This window comes from Pseudomonas sp. Snoq117.2 (assembly GCF_900110545.1).
In the GTDB taxonomy this organism is placed as follows: Bacteria; Pseudomonadota; Gammaproteobacteria; order Pseudomonadales; family Pseudomonadaceae; genus Chryseomonas; species Chryseomonas benzopyrenica.
In genome coordinates this window covers 16,888-38,116 of the sequence record NZ_FOED01000014.1, presented here as the reverse complement: position 1 = coordinate 38,116, position 21,229 = coordinate 16,888, and the positions used below count along the sequence as shown (strand labels likewise).

16 protein-coding genes are annotated in these 21,229 nt (G+C 62.1%); 13 read left to right on the top strand and 3 right to left on the bottom strand.

What is annotated here, in order from left to right:
- Positions 1–5: 5 nt before the first annotated feature.
- A complete protein-coding gene (locus tag BMZ43_RS22140) occupies positions 6–1,052 on the bottom strand; it encodes a ParB/RepB/Spo0J family partition protein (RefSeq protein WP_093256588.1) in 1,047 nt (348 codons plus the stop codon).
- Positions 1,053–1,069: 17 nt separating this feature from the next.
- Complete coding sequence (locus BMZ43_RS22135) at positions 1,070–1,270, bottom strand: hypothetical protein (RefSeq protein ID WP_093256585.1); 201 nt, start codon at positions 1,268–1,270, stop codon at positions 1,070–1,072.
- Between the two features lie 140 nt (positions 1,271–1,410).
- Between BMZ43_RS22135 and BMZ43_RS22130 the strand changes: the two genes are divergently transcribed.
- Entirely contained in the window at positions 1,411–1,941 is a 531-nt protein-coding gene (locus BMZ43_RS22130) for a hypothetical protein (protein WP_093256582.1), read from the top strand.
- A 43-nt stretch (positions 1,942–1,984) separates the two neighbouring features.
- On the opposite strand, the gene BMZ43_RS22125 is transcribed toward BMZ43_RS22130, so the two are convergent.
- Positions 1,985–2,335 carry a hypothetical protein gene (locus tag BMZ43_RS22125; protein ID WP_093256579.1) on the bottom strand — a complete coding sequence of 117 codons (351 nt, stop codon included), beginning with the start codon at positions 2,333–2,335 and terminating at the stop codon, positions 1,985–1,987.
- Positions 2,336–2,452: 117 nt separating this feature from the next.
- Between BMZ43_RS22125 and mobH the strand changes: the two genes are divergently transcribed.
- From mobH to BMZ43_RS22065, 12 genes are all read left to right on the top strand, one after another.
- Entirely contained in the window at positions 2,453–5,887 is a 3,435-nt protein-coding gene (gene mobH, locus BMZ43_RS22120) for a MobH family relaxase (protein ID WP_093256576.1), read from the top strand.
- Complete coding sequence (gene traD, locus BMZ43_RS22115) at positions 5,884–7,749, top strand: conjugative transfer system coupling protein TraD (protein WP_093256573.1); 1,866 nt, start codon at positions 5,884–5,886, stop codon at positions 7,747–7,749. The genes mobH and traD overlap by 4 nt, the downstream gene beginning before the upstream one ends.
- Before the next feature lie 3 nt (positions 7,750–7,752).
- Positions 7,753–8,196: a hypothetical protein gene (locus BMZ43_RS26230; RefSeq protein WP_074585277.1), complete on the top strand. Its 444-nt coding sequence runs from the start codon at positions 7,753–7,755 to the stop codon at positions 8,194–8,196.
- Entirely contained in the window at positions 8,189–8,830 is a 642-nt protein-coding gene (locus tag BMZ43_RS22105; protein WP_093256567.1) for an IncC plasmid conjugative DNA transfer DtrJ family protein, read from the top strand. The genes BMZ43_RS26230 and BMZ43_RS22105 overlap by 8 nt, the downstream gene beginning before the upstream one ends.
- 138 nt (positions 8,831–8,968) lie before the next feature.
- Positions 8,969–9,772, top strand: a complete 804-nt coding sequence (locus BMZ43_RS22100) for a DsbA family protein (RefSeq protein ID WP_093256564.1) — start codon at positions 8,969–8,971, stop codon at positions 9,770–9,772.
- Positions 9,772–10,053, top strand: a complete 282-nt coding sequence (gene traL / locus BMZ43_RS22095) for a type IV conjugative transfer system protein TraL (RefSeq protein ID WP_074585280.1) — start codon at positions 9,772–9,774, stop codon at positions 10,051–10,053. Before BMZ43_RS22100 ends, traL begins: the two co-directional genes overlap by 1 nt.
- 7 nt (positions 10,054–10,060) lie before the next feature.
- Positions 10,061–10,699: a TraE/TraK family type IV conjugative transfer system protein gene (locus tag BMZ43_RS22090; protein ID WP_074585281.1), complete on the top strand. Its 639-nt coding sequence runs from the start codon at positions 10,061–10,063 to the stop codon at positions 10,697–10,699.
- Complete coding sequence (locus BMZ43_RS22085) at positions 10,689–11,885, top strand: TraK domain-containing protein (RefSeq protein WP_093256561.1); 1,197 nt, start codon at positions 10,689–10,691, stop codon at positions 11,883–11,885. Before BMZ43_RS22090 ends, BMZ43_RS22085 begins: the two co-directional genes overlap by 11 nt.
- A 10-nt stretch (positions 11,886–11,895) precedes the next feature.
- Complete coding sequence (locus BMZ43_RS22080) at positions 11,896–13,257, top strand: TraB/VirB10 family protein (protein WP_093256558.1); 1,362 nt, start codon at positions 11,896–11,898, stop codon at positions 13,255–13,257.
- A 94-nt stretch (positions 13,258–13,351) separates the two neighbouring features.
- Positions 13,352–13,864, top strand: coding sequence for a type IV conjugative transfer system lipoprotein TraV (gene traV / locus BMZ43_RS22075; protein WP_093256555.1), 513 nt, complete (start codon positions 13,352–13,354; stop codon positions 13,862–13,864).
- A 29-nt stretch (positions 13,865–13,893) separates the two neighbouring features.
- Positions 13,894–14,286 (top strand): TraA family conjugative transfer protein, encoded by a 393-nt coding sequence (gene traA / locus BMZ43_RS22070; RefSeq protein ID WP_064306971.1) that lies wholly within the window; start codon positions 13,894–13,896, stop codon positions 14,284–14,286.
- 80 nt (positions 14,287–14,366) lie between these two features.
- Positions 14,367–21,152, top strand: coding sequence for an Ig-like domain-containing protein (locus BMZ43_RS22065; RefSeq protein WP_093256552.1), 6,786 nt, complete (start codon positions 14,367–14,369; stop codon positions 21,150–21,152).
- Positions 21,153–21,229: the final 77 nt, after the last annotated feature.

Below are 21,229 nucleotides of genomic sequence, written 5' to 3'. Positions count from 1 at the left end.
GTCACTCAGTGGCGTGTGGCGGAGGGAGCGGCGGCGCGTGCGTCGATCTGATGGCCGACGCCAATTTCGACCTTCTCTTCGACTTTCGCGATGTGCGCGGCGGCTTCGTCTGAGAGCTTGAGGAATGCCTCGTAATCGGCCTGGGGAATCTCTACTGCGACAGTGCCTTGGGCCACGTTCGGGACAGCTGTAGCTCTCAGTCGCTCGGAGAAGCCGGTGATAGTCGAGGCCATCTGAGAAACAAACCGTTTGCCAATGCGACGTGTCGGCCTACCGATGTCACGCTCAGTAAGACGCACCGGCCTGTTCGGAGCCGGTGTTCCGGGTTCCTGACCGTTGCCTGCAATGCCGCCGTCGGCGACAGCTTCCTTGGCCAGGAGGGCTACCTGATTGTGGTAGGCCTTGAGGATGAGTTTTTCGGCATCGGACGGGTGTGCGCGGGCAACGTCCAGTGCGGTGTGGGCCTTGATGACACCCTGGTCGATCAGCTGCTGGATCGACTCCGGCAGTCGAAGCAGACGCAGGCTTTCCCGGACATGGGCGCCGCTGAGCTTGATTGCTTTACCGATGGCTTCCGTCGTCCAACCTTCGTCGACCAGCTTCTGATACCCGTGCGCACGTTCGATTTGCGTTAGGGGAAGTCGCTGGTCAGCCGTGAGCGCCCGGACTATGGGTGAGGTGAGACCGCGGGCTTCGTAGACTTCCACACGCTTGATCATCGCGCCTCGCTCACGAGCGATCATCGCGGCGCGGATACGGCATACCCCTTTGCGGATGTAGCAGCGGCCGTCGACGATTTGCACCTCGACCATCGGGATATGGTCGTTGTCCATCCAGGCCTCGACCAAGCTTGCGATATGCGCTTGCACCTTAGGCGATTCGTAAATGCGCATTTTGCTTCTGGGGTCCTCTTCCAGAATCGCAGGGTCGAGCCAGGTTTGCGTAGCGGAGCCGACGACCTCCGGATTTGTCGCCCCGATCGCCTTGCAGAAGGCGGTCAGGCTATTGATCGAGCGTTTCACTGGTTCGATGGGTGCTTGGCTGTCGTTCATCTCGTTTGTGCTCCGCGCTACGTACGTCGTGCTCTGATCTTTCGATGGACGTATTGCGCAATGAAACCCGCCGCGAATTCGGCCGCGACCACCAGCGCGACCTTCGCGCCGTTCTCCCCATAGCTCAAGCTGAGTAGGTACCAGCTACCTGGTACCGCTGCCGCTATGAAGCCAAGGAGGAAGGCGATGCTGTCGGAACGATTGGCTGTCGGTTTCATTGCAGATGTCCTGTTGAGATGCTCAATGTACGCAAGGCCGCGATAACGCAAGTCTCGAGTTCATGCCCTGGCCAGGGGTGAACCTGGGCCAAGCGCCGAGTAACTCGCGGTACCGTCCCTGCAACGTTAAGGGGGATCCCATGCAAAAACTCTTCGTCGCCTTGGTAGCAGGGAGCTTGCTTGTTGCTTGCTCGAGCTACAACAAGGACACCGTGCCGCAGCCGCAGACAACTTACGTTCCAACCCGTCTGGCCCACGAGTTTTACAGTAGCTGGGGGCATGATGGCCGCGGCGGCGCAGCTCTACGGAAGCCGGCGTATCAGCACGTGATGGGAAGCGAGGACGTTGTGATGACGACCCATGGTAATTACCACGATCTGCAGGTGGCGCCGGACGGCCGAGGCCCGAAGGACAGCGTGGCGGTCACCGCGGTCACCTATGGTATGGGGCGTGCGATCGACCAGGCCCTGGCATTCTCGCCGCCGGCGCCTTCAGCTCCGGTCAGCAAGCCGGTGGTTGCCGGCAGCGAGGCCGAATATCTCGTCGCGTACCGAAAGTTCTGCAAGGGTGCCGGTATGGCCCTGACGGAGCGCGAGTGGGAACTGGTGGCAAAGGGCGGTCCTAAAGGTGTGCCGCCTTCTCTCCGCGGGAAGTGCCTGCAAGCGAAGTGATAGGGAGGCGCCGGTCGTTCGCCGGCGCGCCATCGCAGCAGTCCTACTGGCCTGCAATGTACCGGTACAGCGCAGAGCCATAACTCACCCAACCTACCAGCACGCCAGCGGCTATTCCGCTCGCAAGCAGCGCGAGAAACAGGATCGGTAGCTTGAGACCAAGCATCCGCTGGCTTGTCCATGGCAAGGACGTAGCGTCGTCGCGGTGCCGCTCTGGATTGAGGTCAACAGCGATATCGGGATAGTCGTCCGCCTGACGCGACCTTGCGTCGAAGATCACCATGTCTGCTATGGCACCCAATGTCTGCTCGTTTCGGGCGATGCTCGCCTGCGCTTTCCGTAACGACGCCTGCTCCAGTTCGCCCCTTTTCTGTGTTCTGCCACTTCGTGTCATCAAGGTGCTCCGGTCTTAGGAGCAGCGAGTGTATGGCGCCGTCCACGCCCGTTAGCGGCTAATCCTGGCCAATTTCGGGCTGTAACTTAGCAACCCTTCCCCGCTTGACCTGAAAAAATGACATCAACTTTGGAGGCCTTGATGCGTTTTTTCAAAAGATGGTTCGCGCCGAAAAAAACCGCGGCGAAGCCTCTCGCCAGCGTGCGTGATATTCAACTGCTCGACATGAGCGCGCCTGAGATCCAGCAGTACATCCAAGCTGGCGATGAGGCGCTGCTCCGGTACCCGCCGTTTCAAAGAGGATGGCCGGCCCGTGTCCCGGGGACAGTATTGCTGCAGCCTCACAAAGCGACCCTCCAGAAGCTCTCGAGTGGCGTGCGCTTGCCCAATCGAGGCTTCGATCGCTTACTGCTCCCGGTCTTCGAGGGGGTAGCTGAGTTCGTCCACCTGCTCCCGGCTTCCCAGTCACATCATCACCGGGGCCCAGGTGGGTTACTTGCGCACTCGCTGGAAGTGGCGATGTTTGCGTTCAACAGCTGCAAATGCACCTCTTTCGACTACGCCTTGTATCCGGCGCAGCGATTGGTGAGGGAAAACCGTTGGTACGTCGCCGCGGTGTTGGCCGCTCTGATGCACGACCTGGGCAAGGTACTCAGCGACGTCGTCGTAGCGGACGAAATGGGCGATCGTCATTGGGACCCCATGGGCCCATCCATCCCGGTCTGGGCTGCTGAGCACGATATCGACCGCTATTACCTGAGCTGGACGCCGAATCGGCACGGCATTCACCGGGACCTCGCGGCCACGCTCATAGCGCGCTTCTTGCCTCAGGAGCTGTTGATATGGCTGCGGGCTGAAGGCGCGGACATCTACACCGAGATGGTGAATGCCATGTCCGGACGCGAGGGCGACAAAGCCCTCGCGTCGATCGTTGCAAAGTGCGACTCGAAGTCTGTCGAGCTCGACATGCAGAAGCACGGCGGGGACGCATCCCGTCAATTTGGCATGGGCAGCGGCGTGCCGATACCGGCGCTGGTGCTCGATACGATGATCCATTTCCTCGCTACGAAAACGTGGCGGATCAACGAGCCTGGCCAGCGCGTATGGATCATCGGCGGGGAAGTCTATGTCGTATGGTCCCAGTCAGCGGCGGAGGTCGCGGAATACCTTCATTCGCAGGGAGTGAAGGCAATTCCCCGGAGTGCGGATGTCCTCGGCGGCATACTGCTAGATCACGGTGTGGTCGCCAAAGCCGACGATGGCTCGATGTATTGGCACACGACCATCGACATGATCAACGTCGGGCGGGAAAAGCCGATCACCCTAAAGTGTCTGAAGCTGGTCAATCCGGAGGCACTCTTAAAGTTCGAAACGCCGCCGGCATCGGTGGCCGCTACTGTGGGGTTACCGCCGCACGAATTGCGCTTCGACTTACCACACGCGCGCGGTACTGCGGCTGCGTCAGTAGAGGTATTGCCGGAAGCACCGCACCAGGAAGGTGTTGATGCCACGCTACCCGCCCCAGCCCCAGCCCCAGCCCCAGCCCAAACCGTTTCCAAGGGTGATGGGAAAGACGCCCAACACCGTGGTGGACCCAAAGCACCCAAAGCGCCTGGTAGGCCGCAAACGGTAGAAAAGGTTGGCCTTGTACCCCGTACGGCGACGCATAGCGGCGGTGGGCTACTGATACAAGGTGCGGCGCCTGGCGACGACCTAGCGTCTGGATCTGTTACGAAAGAGCCCCACGTTGTGTCGCTGTCGTCCACGCTCGACAAGCGTTCGTCATCGAAGGGCAGGTCTACCGGGTCTTCGAAAGAAAACGCAGGAAGCCGCGACGGCGGCGCGGCCCTCGCCGAGCAGCCTGATGTCCCCCAACCGGCCCCCACAGGGTCGCCGGCGGATCCCCAGCATCCGCAGTCATCCGCAGAACAGGTGACCGAACGTTCAGGGGCAGTCATACCGATTTCACCTGGTCCAACCGTTCGGCACGCTGATGCGGTCTACGCCCACGATCACTTCGATATCGATGACGAGGTGCTGGAACTCGTTGGCATGGATCTTCCGGATAGGGCCCTGGTAGCGCCGGCGGCCACACCAGCTGATCCAGCCATGCCGGCCGTGATGCTATCCACGTCGCCGACAGAGCATTTACCGCCGATACAGGGCAGTGCGGACAGCCCTGTATCGTCGATGGTCATACCTGCGGCGCTCATTGGCTCGGGCGAATTTAGCTTCGGTCAATTGCGTGCTGTCGGCAGCGCCGAGGGCATTGCGCTACCGGGGGACTCGCCCCTAGCGGTCGAGCTGCCCGCCGAAATGGAGCGGAAACGCTACCCGGTTCTGGATGGACAATCGCCTGACCAACCGAAGGCTACCAGGCCGCCGATGAAAGCAGCGACCGGCGAAATTGACGTCGTGAAAGATTCTTACACTGCCTCCCCAGCCTCTCGTCCAACGCAGGGAGTTCCTGCTCCCAACCAGGCCGTGAACATCGAACCGGACGCGACAGCAGCACCTGGAAGGACGCTGAAAGAATCTTACAGAGGTGAGGACGCTGGACGGGAACTAGCGTCACCACGGCCGAAGGCTCGTTCGGGTGATCCCCGCAATGGGGCGGATACCCGCGCGGCAGCGCCGGTTACGGGCGAAGGCATTGACGACAAGGGTAATAGCGCACTCGCCCAGCCACTACCCGCGGGAAAGGTCGGTGGTAGGGCTGAGCATGCCCCTACTGCACGATCGGCCGGTAACCCAGGGGATGGGAAGCGTCCCGCCGCCGGAAGCCAAAATCCAGCCGGTTCAAGACCAGGACCGTCAAAGGCCACGCGACCGAGCACTTCGCGCGAGCTGCCGCCACCTGGGCTCTTAATCAGTGGCGCGGCTCCTGGACCGGCGCCGATGATCATCGGGCAGCCGCGAAAGCCTCGTCCTGCTGCCCAGGACGCCGTAAGCCCGCCTCTGCCTAAATCACCTTTGAAGCCGACGGAGCGAAAGGCTGTACCCGAGGTTGCCGCTTCAGAGGTCACTGCCTATCTCGCCCTCTGGCCAGACCTTGCAGCGAAGCTCCTCTGGTACACCCGGCCGGAAAACAAAGACCTGTTGCTGCAGCGAGACGGGAAGCCGTACTGCCTTCATAGCGAGCCAGGGTTTACGCTGGATGACCGCGATGCGCTCATGGCCGCGAACTGGCTATTCGACGACTTCACCGGCACCTATACCGGCCTACATCGCAAAGGCTTCCTGCTATCGCGGTATCTGGGGGCGCTTCTCGAGCAGGTTACGAGTGGCGCCTATGACCACTCTTCTACCGTGGCACGCGACGCTCACGAGGCGAATCAACTGCAGGCGACCGCCGACGCTGTCATCTCGAGGTGTCCGCCGAAAAAGACGGACGGGCGGACCGTGGTCTCCATCTCGGACCGAAGGATGCTCCAGCTCGCGTACGAGCTGAAAACCAGCGAACTTACCCTGAGGAGGGCGCTAATTGCGCACTACCCGTACCTCAAGGTCGGAAACAATCACGTCATTGACCTGACTGAGTTTCCCGCATGAGCGAATGGACTTATGAAATGCCCTGGCGGCCGAATTTTGAGGCGATCGAAATTGCGGGCTGGGTCTTGGGTATGGCTGGGACCTGCGCTGTCCATTTCAGCACGAACCTACCTGCGCAGCCGTTCTACCTGTCCTTGGGTGTGATGGGTGGTTTTGCGCTTCGGCGCGTGCCTGCTGCGCTGCACCTGTACCGGGTAAGGCAGGGGCTGCGTGCGAAGACCGCTACGCTGATGGGCCAAGATGAGCTCATCGAGCAGATGCTCGCCGATCGCGAAAAGATGTACATCGGCGTCGGCTTCAAATGGACTCAGCGTGAAGGTCAGCAGGTATTCGAGCTGCTCAAGCGGGATATCACGAAGCTCATGCCCCCGGTTCCCGAGGGCTTCATGGGCTCACCCTGGATCCACGGGATCTCGCTGCAACCGGACAAGCCGATTGGGTATAAGCACACGCTCGCCTCTCTCCATACGCTGATCGTAGGTACCACGGGTAGCGGGAAGACCCGACTGTTCGACCTGCTGATCAGCCAGGCCATTTTGCGTGGCGAATCGGTGGTCATACTCGATCCGAAGGGCGATAAGGAAATGTCGGAAAACGCGCGCCGGGCGTGCGAGCTAGCCGGCGATGTCAGCCGCTATAAGCACTTCCATCCTGCATTCCCCGACAGCTGCGTGCGAATTTCTCCAACGCAGAATTTCGGCCGCGCCACAGAGCTGGCCTCGCGCATCGCCGCACTGACTGATGGCGAAGGACCGTTCCAGGCATTCGCCCAGATGGCCGTGAACAACGTCATCCAGGCCATGCTGTTCTGCGACATCTTCCCGACGCTGGTGCAGATTCGCCGCGCGCTCGAGGGTGGCCTTGCTCCTCTGGTCATTGAGGCGATTACGGCATACGGCAAGTCCGTTCACCCAGCCTTCGACGCGCTAGCAACCGCGGCCACGAGGCAGGCGAGGACCGAGGAGCTCAAGGCAAAGGCCATGATCTCTGTCTACCGCACTGAGATCGTGCCGCTGAAGCCAAACTCCGACCTCGAGGGCATCCTGTCCATGTTCGAGCACGATCGCGATCACTTCGGAAAGATGATCGCGACGCTGCTTCCGATATTGAACATGCTGACCGCAGGTCACATGGGGCCCATTCTTTCGCCGATCGAAAACGACAGCGGCGATACCCGCGAAATCACCGATTCGAAAACGATCATCGAGAACAACCAGGTGCTCTATCTTGGCCTTGATTCGCTGTCCGACTCGATGGTGGGCTCCGCGATCGGCTCGATCTTCCTCGCCGACTTGGCGGCGGTCGCGGGCCAGCGCTACAACCTTGAAAGCAGCGAGAATTTAAAGCGTCGGCCGGTGAACATTTTCTGCGATGAGGCCGCGGAAATCGTCAACGACCAGCTCGTTCAGCTCCTCAACAAGGGGCGGGGCGCCGGAATGCGCATTTACGTCGCAACCCAAACCATCGCCGACTTCGAGGCTCGCATGGGGTCGCCGGCGAAGGCGCGCCAGGTGCTGGGCAACACCAACCATGTCATCGCGCTCCGGATCACCGATCAGGACACGCAAAAGTACATCGCCGAGAAGATTCCGCCGACGTATTACAAGTACGTCATGCGCACCCAGGGCAACTCGACCAAGGACGATCCGCACATGCACTCCCTGAACGTTGGCGAGCGCCTGATGGACGAGGAGGGGGAGCTGTTCCCAGCCCAGCTATTCGGGCAGCTGCCTGACCTTGAGTTCCTGGCCATCCTGGCCGGCGGCCAGGTCGAGAAGGGCCGGATCCCGGTACTGACCAAACCCAAAAAATTCGACAAGGCTGTGGCTCGGGCCCGCCTGCTGGCTGAAGAGGCGGCTTGATCCATGCGTACCCGTTTTGAATCCTTATCTCGCCTGCTCAACGGCGATGCGAAAGCCAAGACCCTGTTAGGAGTTCTCGAGTGCGATTGGCCCACCGCGCTGCAAGTCGTCCCTGCCGCGTTTCGCGTCGAGCAGGAGATGACCAGCGACCCCGACTGTCGAGACGTTCTTACCCGATCGCTGCGCTCGTATCAGGCTGCGCTCGGCAAACCAGATCGAGACCGGCTTGTGGCCTTCATGGGCACCTTCCTGGATGGGCTGGCAGAACTGCTCGAGCAATCGCCTGCGCCCACGGCGGCGCTCCTCGAGATGCATAAGCGCCTGCTCAGCGAAGTCGAGAAAACCAAGGGTGCGGCAGTGCGGGATCGCCTGGAAGCGCTGCTGCTGCCGCCCGACACGTCGATCGGCGTCGTCTGGCGTAGCATCCAGGAGCACCGCAATGGCTGATATCGAAGAAAAGATGCCCGCCGGAATCTGGCTAACCCTGGCCTTCGTCTGCGTCGAAATCCTGTTGATCGTGTGCATCGTGCCGAACGCATTCATCGACCGGGCGATCTTGAAAGAGCAGGACTGGGGGGAGGCGATGATGGGCAAGGCCGCCAGTGACCAACTGATCGACGATACGGCCCGGCTCTACAGCACCATCCATCTCGAAAGTGGGCTCAACGAGACCGTCCGTGACTTTTTCCTGGGAGGCAAGCAAACCCCGGGGTGGGAGTCACTCGAACGGCAGTGGGGAACATTCATCGCGGGGCGTGGAGAGGCGGTGCTCAAGGTTTGCTACCACATCTACTACCGAAGCCTGCTCCTGCTGATGTGGATGCCCTACATGTTGGTCATTCTGGCGCCGGCCGTGCTGGGGGGCTACATGGCTTGGAACATCAAGCGCTACAACTTCGATCACTCCTCGCCATTCTTGAACACCTACAGCTCAAAAATCATCTCCTGGGTGGTGATGGCACTCGCGCTGTCGTTCATCGCGCCGTTGCCTATACCCCCGATGATCGTTCCGCTCGTGGTGATTTTTCTGATCCCCATAGCAGCAAGCCTCCTCATCGGTAACCTGCCGAAACGGCTCTAGCGTATCCGCCGGCGAGTCGGGCGCAACACCCGGCGACGTTGCTGCTCCCCCGGCCAGGTTTGAGCCCTCGGTCGGGGTGGATTGACCGCAAAACGCGCTTGCGCCTGAGCACCATAGCTTCAACAGCTGAGGTGCATCATGAGCTCTAGAATCCCTATCACACTCGCCGGCCTTGCGATCGTCTTGAGTACCGCGTCAGCGCTATATAGCGCTCATGCCCTACGCGAGCAGCAGCAACTCGTCGACCACCTGAATGGCCAGGTCGCAAGGATCCAGCCGTACGCGTTTTCGCGCTCCGATCTCGACGCGCTCCTTTCCAGGCAAAGCTTAGCTGTGGCACCCCCGGCGGCACCGGAGGCACCACCAGCGCCGATGAAGCGTGAGAGCGCGCCTATCGTCGGCGAGCGTCGCTATGGCGATGCTACCGCCCAATTCAGCCTGATCGAGTACTCGGACTTCGAGTGCCCCTACTGCAAGCAGTATTTCGCGGTACCCAAGGCCGTGGTCGACAGCTCGCGCGGCAACGCGTCGGTTGTGTTCAAGCATGTTCCGATCCATGGCGAAGCGTCGCGCCGGGAGGCCTTCGCCGCAGAGTGCGCAGCGGCCCAGGGCGGTAACGATGCCTTCTACCGCATGGCCGGCGCCATCTTCAGCTCGACTGCAGGTAACGGTACCGGGACCGAAAAGCCGCTCGCAGTGATCGCCTCCAGCATTGGCCTGGACGGCGCGGCCCTTTCGCGCTGCATCGACAACCAGGAGCCGCTGCAGAAAGTAAAAGCGGACTTCCGTGAGGCGGTAGAGCTGGGCATCAAGGAAACACCGACCACCATCGTTCGCCATAACCCGAGCAATAGACAAGTAGTTCTTTCTGGTGCCAAGGGACCCGAAGATATTCTTCGCGCCATGGCGAAACTCGTTCAAGGCAATGGAGCCGCGCAATAATGCAGCCAATTGATATTCCCCAGTACGTCGATGATCCGCCTCACCTGTTATTTTGGCAGGCAGATGAAGTTGCGCCCATTGGGATCGGTCTCGTATTTGGTATGTTCACTGGGTATGCCGCGGTCTGCACTATTGCCGGGTATTTGTTGACTCGTTGGTATCGGAAATACCGCGATGATCATCCGGATGGCTTTATGGTTCATATGCTCTATTGGGCGACCGGATACGCCGGTGCGAAAGCCAGAACCATACCGAACCCTTTTATCCGCGAATTTAACTGAGGTCGCCATGCTGTCTGGCAAATTCAAAAACACCTATCGCGGGACCATGTCGGAGAACGCCTTTCTTCGCAAGATCATCGTTGCGCTTATCTTGCTGGAGGTTCTGACCGTCATCGGCTGGCTGCGCAAAAGCACCGTTGTTGACATGCAGCCGCCGACACTCGCTGAGCGTGCTTGGGTCGATCAGGACCGCGCTTCGGATAGCTACGTCAGCGCCTGGGCGCTCTACATCGCTGATCGACTCGGCAATGTTAATCCGAAGTCTGCCGAGATCATTAAGGCGACGCTCGAGCCATTGCTCGCCAACGATATCTATCAGGACGTGCTCAATAAGATTGATAGCCAAGTTCATCAGATTCGCCAAGATCGGGTGACACTGGAATTCGAGCCACGCCAAGTCCTGCAAGATAAGGAAAATGCGTCCAAGTACTTCATCGTGGGCAAATCCAAGATGACGGGCCCGAGTGGCCAGCCGAAACAACTCGATATGACCTATGAAATTGAGTTGAAGATCAAAAACTATAAGCCGGTCATTGCCTTCCTCTCTGTATACGAAGGTGCGCCGCGCACTGAAGAAGTAAGAAATCGCGAAGCCAAGGCCGCAGATACTCGCAAGCGTTTGGAGCAGCAGCGCAATGAAAACTAACATCCAAACTCTCACGCTGATCGGCGTCGCGCTGTTTTCTTCAGCATCGATCGCTAACGCTCGTGAGCTCAACATCCCACAGACCCCAGTGGCCGAGTCACGCACTCAGGAAATTGCCGCGGTGCCTGGCCGTGACGTCGACCCGGCCGAGTACGGCCTGCAGGAAGCAGACGAGCAGGTGGCGCGCCAGGCTCTGGCCGAGCAGCAGCAGAAAACGCTACCGAGCACCGCGGCCGCGCAACCTGCTGTTGCGCCCGCTGCACCCGCATCCGCTCCGACGGTGGCCTCCAGCACCGTGCAGAAGCAGGACCAGGTAAAAGCAGCGCCCGCGAAGGCGCCTACCGATCTGGTTCATGTGGCCGGTGGTGGCCGTGACCTTCCCGCGGTCCCGGCCTCGGTCGCCAAGACCTCTGGTGCAGCCGAGGCCGCCGCGCCGCCGGTAAGCTCGCGCCAGGACGTGGTGGTACAGCCAGGCGTCAACACGATCATCCCCGCGGCGCTGTTTCACCTGAACCGCATCGTCACCCCGTTTGAAAAACCAACGGTGCTGACCACCTCCCAAGCTACGGTCGAGACGAAGGGCAACGTGATCTACGTATCGACCAACAGCGAAAGCCCGGTGACGATGTACATCACTCCCAAGGACGATGAGTCGGTGGCCATCAGCCTGACGTTGGCGCCTCGCAAGGTGCCGCCGATCGAGGCCAACCTGATCATCGGCCAGGTGCCCGGGAGCACCAGCCCGTCCAGCGCCGGTGGCTTCGGTTACGGATCGCGCTACAGCGGGCAGGCCAAGAAGTGGGAGGAGGGCCAGCCCTACATGGAGACCATCAAGGGCATCATGCGCGCCCTCGCCCTGGGCGGTATTCCTAAAGGCTATTCGATGGCCAAGCTGCAGAGCGGCGAGAAGCTTCCCGCCTGCTATCAGCAGGGCCTGAACTTCGACTTCAGCCGGGCCCAGGTGATCATGGGCCACAACTTCCGCGTCCTGGTGGGCGTCGCCCAGAACAATGGCCGCGCGCCGATCATGTTTGATGAGACCAGCTGCACCCATCCCTCGCTGGCGGCTGCCGCCGCCTGGCCGCGCAACATGCTCGAGGCCGGCGAAAAGACCGAGGTTTACATCGTCACCCGTGTGGGCGAGGCGCCGGCGGAAGATTCGTCCCGCCCGAGCCTGCTGAACTGAGGAAGGCACCATGATCAAGCAAACATGGGCCAACCTGAGCCCGCAGAAAAAGAAGTGGACCGTCATCGGTGTGGCGATTGGAGGCGTGCTGTTGTTCGTCTGGGGCCTGAGCAGCCTGGGTGGCGAGGTACAGCGCAAGACCAACGCCAAGCCGACGATCACCAACGTCCTGACCGACGCGGATCCGCGTGGTGTCGGGTTGGATTCGCTCAACGCCGAGCAGCGTGCGCAGAGCAAGGAGCTCAACGACCTCAAGCTGACGCTAAAGAACCTCATGAATGGGACCCAGGCCCAGCAAGCGACCGCTGCGGGCCTCAAAGAGATTCAGGGGCAAATAGGGGACCTGACGGCAAAGCTTGAGGCAACGCAGGCTGCTCAGCAGAAGGCCGAGCAGGATAACCGCGACCTCAGCAAGCAGCTGCAGGAAGCGCAGTCCAAGGCACCGACGCCTGACAAGGCCGCCGAGCTGGAGCGCAAGGCTGCGCAGCAGCAGACGCAGGCGCAGGAGCGCCAGCGTTATGACCGTACGCTGATGGACCCGAACCGCAACCAGGGCAATTTCTTCGCCAACGCTCCGGCGCCGGAAAAGGAGCCTGAGAAGCCGGGCGCAGCGCCCAAGAAGGAAGAGCCGCCGAAGATCATGTCCTACGGGGATGAGGCACCTGCTGAAGATCCCGATGCCGACGCCAAGGAAGAGGACGTCTACCTGCCGGCCGGCGCCATCCTTTCCGGCGCGATCATCACTGGTATCGACGCACCCACCGGTAACGGAGCACGGAAAGATCCTTTCCCTGTCCTGCTGCGGGTGAAGAAGGAGGCCGTACTGCCGAACCGCTTCCGCGCAGACGTTCGCGAGTGCTTCCTCATTGCCAGTGCGTTCGGCGACCTCTCTTCGGAACGCGCCTACATGCGGGCCGAGACGATCTCCTGCGTACGTGACGACGGCGGGATCATCGAAAGCGGCATGGACGCCTATGCCTCTGGCGAGGACGGCAAGGCCGGGGTGCGTGGGCGCCTGGTCTCCAAGCAGGGCGCCATCTTGGCTCGCTCGCTGATGGCCGGCTTCATGCAGGGCGTCTCGGACGCATTCAGCGTGCGCCAGGTGCCGAGCATCAGCATCGCCAGCAGTGGCAGCGGTACGAATGGCCGGACGGTATCGCCCGTCTATGAGCAGGCCTTCAACTCCCAGGCCATGCAGGGCGCCATGATCGGCGGTACCGGCAAAGCCCTTGAGCGCATCGCGGACTTCTACCTGGAGATGGCCGAGAACCTCTACCCGGTCATCGAAGTGGACGCTGCCCGGGAGATCGACTTCGTCGTCAAGAAGGGTGTGCAGCTCAAGCTGAAAACGCTTAGCAAGAACAAAACCTGAAGCCAGCGGGAGCGCCCAGCTCCCTTCTATTGAACGCCCTGGAAGGGGGTGAATTGCCCCCTTCCAACATCCCTCGCTACGGATACTCAACCTCATGAAAACGAACCTGCGTAAGGCCCGGGGCCTTGCCGCTGCGGCGGCGCTCACCTCAATGATCAGCGGCTGCTCCATGTTGCAGATCGGCTCGTCCGATTACGGCTGTAAGGGCATGCCCGACGGCGTGACCTGTATGTCGGCGCGTGACGTGTACCAACTGACCGAGAACGAGAACTTCCGGCAGATCGTCGACGAGAAGAATGCCCAGAAGGCCGAGGCTGAAAAGCACGGCGGCCACGCCCCGGCGCCGGCGGTGCAGCCGGAAGTAGCGGCCGGCGAGCGCTACGTCGTGCCTCGCCCGGCGCGTGATCCGGTGCCGATCCGCAGTCAGGCCACCGTCATGCGGGTCTGGGTCGCGCCCTGGGAGTCGCAAGCCGGTGACCTGAACGTACCTGGCTTCATTTACACCGAGATCGAACCGCGCCGTTGGGAAGTCGGTACGCCGTCCCTGCGGCCGACGCCTTCGCTGCGTCCGCTTGAATCCCACAAAAAGGCGATCCCCGCCTCGTAACCCCCCCAACCCTCGTAAGGAGACACAACATGCGCCTGAGCAATCCGGCTAAACCCTTGAGCAACCCGGCCCACCGCGCGCGTCGTCAACGCGACCTGGTGAAGTTCGGCGTCGCCCTGCTGCTCGTCGTGGGCGCATCCAGCGCCATGGCAGGCACCGGCGGTACCGACTTCGACGCCGTCTGGACCACGATCAGTGACTGGATGCAGGGCACCCTCGGCCGCGTGGTCGCCGGCGCCATGGTGCTGGTGGGCATCGTTGGCGGCGTCGTGCGCCAGTCGATCATGGCGTTCGCCACCGGTATCGGCGGCGGGGTCGGCCTGTACAACACCCCGAAGATCATCGAATCGATCATGTCGGCAACCCTGCCGGCCGCCAATGACATGGTGACCAGCGCAGCGCCGCTGCTGCAGATCAACTAGGGAGCCGCCCAGGGCTCACCCCTCTGATAGCCGGCGCATGCCGGCTTTCAGGTATCTGAAACTTGCTCGGGAACCGGCCTGTGAACTGGAAGATTTCGAAGGGACTCGTCGCGCTGCTGTTCGCAGGCCTCGCGCACTACACCAACCAGGTCCAAGCTGCTGAATGCACCGAGTCCAATGCGGTGCTGACGCCTGATTCCCGGGCGGTTTTTGCCGGTGCGCAGATCAAGCTCACCTACAGCGCCACGCGCAACAGCTGCACCTCGGCTGGAAGCTACAGCGTCCCGATCCTGATCGGCGCCGGCACGGGCCAGGAAGCAGGCAAGTGCGGCGGCGTCCGTACCAAAGAGGCCGCCAGCTGCAGTGGTACCGTTACGGCTCCAGCCGGCTTCACCGGCCCGTTGGTGCTTACCGTTGGCGATACGCTCACCGAGGTGATCGTTCAGGCCGCGATCGCGCAGCCGACTGCTCGCGACATCGAAATCTCGGTGCCCGAAGATCAGCCTGCGATCGTGCCGCTCACGTTGGGCGGGGAGGGCGTCACTGCAGAGCAGTTCGAAGTGCTCGATACGCCCGATAGCGCCATTGGCCAGGTCAAGGTTGAGGGCAGCACCCTGACCTTCACCCAGGTGCCCGGGTGGAGCGGCATCGTTGCCTTGCAGTATCGCGGCCGCGATCAGCACGGCACCTACTCCAATACGGCGACCATCCGCATCATCACCACGGGGCGAAACGATCCGCCGGTGGTTATCGCGCAGCCCGTCATCATGACGGAAGACGCGCAAATGACGTTTGAGCCAACGGTGCAGGATCCCGACGCGGTGGACATCTACCGCCTGGTGATCGAAGCACAAGGCAAGGGCGTTGCTGGCGAGGTGCTCGCTGACGGGCACCGCATCAAGCTGACCCCCAAGCCAGACTTCTACGGCCAGGACGTCTTGCGCATCAGCGCTGTGGACGCCGCAGGCGCCAAGAGCGCCGTGGTCGATATCCCAATCACGGTCCAGGGCGTCAACGATGCCCCCGTTGCCCAGCCCATCAGCATCGTGACGGACGAGGACACACCGGGGCGCGCCAAGATCGTCTTCACCGATCCGGATGGCGACGGTCCCTACCAATTTGTCGTGATCGGCCAGCCGGGCGCGTCGATCGGTGGCTGCGGCCTGGACGGCGACTCCGTGGTCTTCACGCCTGCGCCTGACTGGAACGGCAAGACCACGTGTCAGGTGGCCGTCATCGACGCTGGCAGTGCGGCCTCAGCGCCCGTACCGGTGAGCATCACCGTCACGCCGGTAGCAGACAAGCCAGTGGTCGAGAGCAAGACGGTAACCCTCAACCAGGGCGCTACCAGCAGCTTCACCCTCCAGGTTTCTGACGTAGACGCCAACGACACGGCGACGCTGCGCGCAGTATCTGCGGCAGATCCCGCCTTCGGCAGCGTCAGCTTCACGGGAACGACGGCGAAGGTCTCGCTCAACGCCACCTTCGTCGGTACCCGCGAGATTCGCTACGTGGCCAAGGACTCCTTCGGCCTGGACTCGGATGAGGGCGTGATCCTGGTGCGGGTATTACCCGTTGCCCAGGCGCCTGTGGTCGATGCCGCATCTGCCAAGACGGCCATGGAGACGCCGGTCACTGTCGAGCTGACCGCTACCGACCCGAACCACGACGCGCCGCTGACCTTTGCAATTCAGCAGCCTGTCGCTGCGGCAGCAGGAACTGTCAGCCTCGCCGGCAGCCTGCTGACGTTCAAGCCAGCGACCGGCTACTTGGGCACCGCCAGCGCCAAGGTCACGGCGACGGATCCAGGTGGCCTGGTGTCCGCTGCACAGACCATCGCCTTCGAGGTCGTCGGTGACCAGGTCATCGGGACCGATCCAGACAATCCGGACAGCCACACCGTGGTGATCGTCCAGCAACCGGATCCGAGCGTCGGGAAAATCACCACCGAAGGCCTGCGCGTTCGCTTCGTGCCGGTCGACGGCTATGTCGGTACCGCCACCTTCAAGTACAAGCTGCGCGATGCCGCCGGCGCCGAATCGGCTATCAAGGACGGCGCGATCCAGGTCGACAAGACCAACTACGCCCCCAGCGCGGCGAACGCAGCGTTGGTTGCCAACGAGGGCCAGGCCTCCGCGCCCGTCACACCCGAGGTGGTCGATAAAAACCTCTACGACGCGGGCAAACACACCTTCGCGGTGCCCATTCAGGAGATGCGTGGTACCGCTGAGGTGGTGAACAACCAGCTCGTCTACCATGCCCCCTTTGGCTCGAAGGGCACCACCAGCTTCAAATTCATCGCCCGAGATCCTGCCGGTGCCGAGGTCGTGGGGACCGCAACGGTTACCGTCCGCGGTCGTAACGTCGGCCCTACGCGAGTTGGCCTGAGCCTGGTAACAGAAGAGGGCGTCGAGGTATCCGGTACCCCCACGGTGGTCGATCCCAATCCAGGCGATACCTTCACCTTCGCCGTACCGGCCACTTCCGCGGGCGGCACGGTGAAAGTCCTGAATGGCCAGGCCGTCTACATGCCCAAGCCCGGTTGGACCGGGACCGAGAGCTTCCCCATCACCGCGACGGACGCCGGTGGGGAGTCTGGCAAAGGCACCGTGACCGTGGTCGTCAAGCCACGCAACCTGGCGCCTGAAAGCCTGTCGGGGAGCATCGTGGTGCGCGAGGGTACTGCAAGCGCGCCTTACTACCCACGCATCGTCGACCGCAACGTGGCCGATGCCGGGCGGCATACGCTCCGGCTCGTGCAGCAGGCTGCCAATGGGGGCCTGGCCATCGTCGAGAACCGGCTCGTCTACACACCGGCGGCCAGCTTCGTGGGTACTGATTCCGCCGTCATCGAGGCGACCGATCCTGGCGGCCTGACTGTGCAGGGCACCATTGCGCTGCAGGTCGATCGCTTCAATCTGGCGCCGGTCGCGGCAACCCTGCGCATCAGGACGGTCGAGAACGCCGCCTCCGCCGCGACCCTGCCAAAGGTCACCGATGGCAATGCCTGGGATTCCTTCACCTATGAGGTGGTGGAACAGCCAAAGTCGGGAACCGTGGTGGCCACGGCCGCCGGCTACGTGTATACGCCCAACCCGCATTTCGTCGGTAACGACCTGTTCCGGTTCCGGGTAGTGGATAAGGGCGGCGAGTACGTCGAAGCGATGGCTACCGTGGCTGTTGCTCAGCTCAACACCGCGCCGACCGGCCTCACCCCCTCCGTCGTCTATTTCTATGAGGGCGTCGGTGGAAGCCAGCGACTTGCCGCGATCGACGACAACACCTGGGGCTCTCACACCTTCTCCGTGGCCACTCAGCCGGAGCACGGCTACGTGTGGTTCACCGGCGATGAACTCCATTTCAGCACCGACGGCCGCACCGCAACCACCGTCTCTGTCACGGTGACCGATCAGGACGGCGCTGCGGCGACCTTCCCTGTGCGGCTGGCGCCAAGATCCCTCGATGATCCCTTCGACAAGTTGCCGGTCAAGGAGCTGTCCCCAAGCGCATTCAGTACGCCGGCGATCACCAAGGAGTTCACTCACCTGGATGGGCGCCCTGGGCTTGTGATCACCGATCAGCAGGCGCTCTCTGAGCTGGGGACCGACATCATTGCCATGGTCGAGCGCAAGTCGGAGGTTGGCCTGCGCGTCGGCCGTCGGCCGCTGGAGCGCGGCCAGGGTGCGCGCCTGGCCATGGACCGGGTCATGAATGGCTCGCTTGGCGCTGCCGTCGCTGCTCTGCAAAGTGGCGCCGCCGGCCATGGCCGCATTCTGCTGGCACGGGCCGATTTGACCGGTACCGTCTATGCCGTCCCGTTCGAAGTATGGAAGCTCACCGGTGAGCTCAAGGCGACCCCGGCGACGATCGGCCTGGGGCTCGAGTCGGCCCGGATCCAGTTCTCAGCCTCCAACTCGGTGTGCACCAACACCGTCAGAGAAGTCTCGGCGCGCGACAGCAATCCCTATGACAAGCCTGTGTGCCTGCTGCAGTTCACCAAGCCGATGCCCGAAGCCAAGGATCTGTCCAGCGACGGTCTGCTGCTGCAGCAGGGCTTCGCCGCGGAGGCAGGCACCTATCCCGTCGAAGCAGCTGCCTACATCGTTGACGACAAGGGGGAGAAGAGCCTGCTGGCGACCTATCCCACCCAGGTGAACGTGGTGCCCATGGCGGGCGCCGTGAAGATGACGTCGAAGTACCCGATGGATACCGTCTATGCCCAGGTCCAGGACCTGGACATCGAGTTCGTCCAGAGCGCAGGACCAACCTGTGATCTGACGGTAATCGAGCGCCGGGCAATCACAGCGGCGGCCTCCTATTCGACCCGGCCGACTTGCCTGGTCGAATGGACCGAAATCCCGCCAGGCCTTGCCATACGGGAGAACTGGGAAAAGCCGGTCCTGCGCGGCGCGGTGACGATGCTCGGCAGCAACCGGATCGCCTGGAAGCTTTCCTCGTTCACGCCCAGCGGCAAAAAGATCGATCTCGGTACCGACCAGTTCGTCTTCACCGCAAAGCAGCCGACGGCTCCGGTGGTGACGTACAAGGGTGCGCAGCAGCTCGGCGATACCCTCCTGGCGGCGCCTATCAGCGGTGGATACGCCGGCGATGCGACCGTGACCGCTGTCAGCGCGCGGCTGAAGCTTACGCACAACCTGAACCAGGGTGATTCGATCACCGAGGACATCAACCCGGTCAATGGCGACGTCAGCACCCAGTTGCGCAGGATCTACGCCGCGCCGTTTTCGACGCTGTGGCAGCGCCGGCCCCTCGCCGTGGATGTGGCCTATACCGCTCTGCCCAACATCGCTACCCACTCCGATCTCACGGTGCTGTCCGTTCCGGACGCGAACATCATGCCGGTGATCGACAACGAGAACGGCAAGATCCTCTCGACCGATGCGTTGGAAGTTGGCGTCACGATGGGCGATGCCTACAACAGCCAGGTCCCGTACGACAGCGCGACCATGGGCGAGTGGGAGATTCGCCTGGTGCAGCGGCCGGATTGGAACACCGTTGAGGAGATCGCCGGATGGGTCCGTGCCGACGGCGCTGGCCACGCGGCCTTCGAGGTGCCGGTGGAGAAGCTCGCCGGCAAGAACCTGCGCGTGTACGCCGAAGCACGGGTGGTGTCGCCGGAGCCCGCCTACCAGGAGACGCGCACCTCGCCGCGCCCTTTGAGCATCGTCATCCTCAACGGTGCGGCGCTCGACGGCAGTGTCCGGGCGCTACGCCTCACCGGCGAGGCCCCCATGCGCGTCACTCTCTTCGCGGAGGTGAACAACCGGTCTTGGGCGCGGGACCTGGGCAATGTGCGTTGGGAGATGTCAACCAACGGTGGCGAGTGGCAGACCGTGAGCAATCCGAGCAATGCCCCGCAACGGCTGGCGACGACCCTGCAGAAGGGCAGCTACATGATCAGGGCCGAGCTCACCAACAAGAACAGCGGCGCCAAGTCGATGACCCAGGCCATCGAGATCAACGCCTTCAACATCCCTAAGGGATACCTCGCCGGCCCAGGCAACACCTTCGTCGACGCTCAGGCCACCTTCCAGCTTAAGCAGTCGGAAAAGGGCGACGTCATGGATCTGTCCAACATCGAGGCGCAGTGGAGTTTGGACAAGGGGGCTACCTGGTTCGCCGGCAATGACAGCTACTCGGTCACCCGTAGCGCCGAGGAGCGCGTTTACGTCTTCTCGCGCGTCCGGTTCAAGGACGCGCCTGCAGACGATCCGCTGGCGTGGAAGCTGTTGCGCGGCGGCGTTGCGTTCCGGAAGGTGAAGCCCCCGCGCGTGCAGCTGGTGGGTAACCGCCGGCCAGAAGTAGGCAAGGAGTCGACCTGGGTTGCCCGGCTCGTCATGCCGTACACCAACATGGATCTGAAGGCCTCCGGCGAATTCATCATGCCGGATGGCACATCGATCGTTCCCGGTACCACGGCGGCGTTCACACCGACCGAAGAGGACGTGACTGACAAGCCGACCTACATCACCTACCGAGCCTGGATCGAGGGCTATCGGGACAAAGGCGGTGAGGGGCTGACGCAGCAGCGACTGACCTACTGGGAGTACGAGTGGCCGAAATGGGAGTTGCAGCCTAGCCTGAGCGCCGCCTATGTCCCGGCCACGCTCACCCTGCGGATGAGGAACCTCGGCCAGTTCAAGGCACTGGAGAACGTCAAATACGACTGGGAGCTGCCTAAGGTTGACGGCTACACCGTGGCCAACGACACGAACGAGACGCTGCGCATCCTGGAGATGAGCAAGGCCGCGGCCTATCCGTTCAAGGTGCACGTCTCTGATGGCCGCGGAAACTACTCGACGGTCGAGCGTACCGTGACCTTGCTGGATCCACCGCCGTGGACGGTGTCGCTCCGGTGGACGGGCGATAACAACGCGACCCGGGCTCCCCTGAAGGTCCTGGTCATGCCCTCGATCTCGGGCGGCCATCCCAAGGACAAGGTGTTGTCCATGCGCTACACCCTGGGCGGCAAGCAGCTCGATACCAATGGCTCCCGGTATGCGCGAGCAACACTGGAGAGCGAGGGCGAGTACCAAATCGCTCTCCAGATTGAGACCCAGATGCAGAAGACCGCGGAGAGCGAAGTCGTCATTGATGTGAAGGAAAACCAACCGCCCAAATGCGAGCTCGACGTGAAGGAAAGCTCGTCATCCTGGCGCGCCAATGCCAACTGCAAGGATCCGGATGGCCGGATCTCTCGCCATCACTGGTTCGTGAATGATGAGAAGCAGGGGCTCAGCGGGTCGGTGATCACCATCTCGAAGCGCACCTATCCGCAGGCGCCGCACATCGTGCTGACCGCCACGGACGATGCCGGCGCCGATTCCGAGCCTGTGGAGTGGTGATTTCCCGCGGGCGCCGCTATGGCGTCCGCGGGTTCCAACCTTCAATCGGGGTGAACTCAAGACTCTCGGATTCAACG

Excerpts from the sequence above, each read along its gene's own strand:
- BMZ43_RS22140 (WP_093256588.1), bottom strand. The coding sequence starts at position 1,052 with ATGAACGACAGCCAAGCACCCATCGAACCAGTGAAACGCTCGATCAAT.
- BMZ43_RS22135 (WP_093256585.1), bottom strand. The coding sequence starts at position 1,270 with ATGAAACCGACAGCCAATCGTTCCGACAGCATCGCCTTCCTCCTTGGC.
- BMZ43_RS22130 (WP_093256582.1), top strand. The coding sequence starts at position 1,411 with ATGCAAAAACTCTTCGTCGCCTTGGTAGCAGGGAGCTTGCTTGTTGCT.
- BMZ43_RS22125 (WP_093256579.1), bottom strand. The coding sequence starts at position 2,335 with ATGACACGAAGTGGCAGAACACAGAAAAGGGGCGAACTGGAGCAGGCG.
- mobH (WP_093256576.1), top strand. The coding sequence starts at position 2,453 with ATGACATCAACTTTGGAGGCCTTGATGCGTTTTTTCAAAAGATGGTTC.
- traD (WP_093256573.1), top strand. The coding sequence starts at position 5,884 with ATGAGCGAATGGACTTATGAAATGCCCTGGCGGCCGAATTTTGAGGCG.
- BMZ43_RS26230 (WP_074585277.1), top strand. The coding sequence starts at position 7,753 with ATGCGTACCCGTTTTGAATCCTTATCTCGCCTGCTCAACGGCGATGCG.
- BMZ43_RS22105 (WP_093256567.1), top strand. The coding sequence starts at position 8,189 with ATGGCTGATATCGAAGAAAAGATGCCCGCCGGAATCTGGCTAACCCTG.
- BMZ43_RS22100 (WP_093256564.1), top strand. The coding sequence starts at position 8,969 with ATGAGCTCTAGAATCCCTATCACACTCGCCGGCCTTGCGATCGTCTTG.
- traL (WP_074585280.1), top strand. The coding sequence starts at position 9,772 with ATGCAGCCAATTGATATTCCCCAGTACGTCGATGATCCGCCTCACCTG.
- BMZ43_RS22090 (WP_074585281.1), top strand. The coding sequence starts at position 10,061 with ATGCTGTCTGGCAAATTCAAAAACACCTATCGCGGGACCATGTCGGAG.
- BMZ43_RS22085 (WP_093256561.1), top strand. The coding sequence starts at position 10,689 with ATGAAAACTAACATCCAAACTCTCACGCTGATCGGCGTCGCGCTGTTT.
- BMZ43_RS22080 (WP_093256558.1), top strand. The coding sequence starts at position 11,896 with ATGATCAAGCAAACATGGGCCAACCTGAGCCCGCAGAAAAAGAAGTGG.
- traV (WP_093256555.1), top strand. The coding sequence starts at position 13,352 with ATGAAAACGAACCTGCGTAAGGCCCGGGGCCTTGCCGCTGCGGCGGCG.
- traA (WP_064306971.1), top strand. The coding sequence starts at position 13,894 with ATGCGCCTGAGCAATCCGGCTAAACCCTTGAGCAACCCGGCCCACCGC.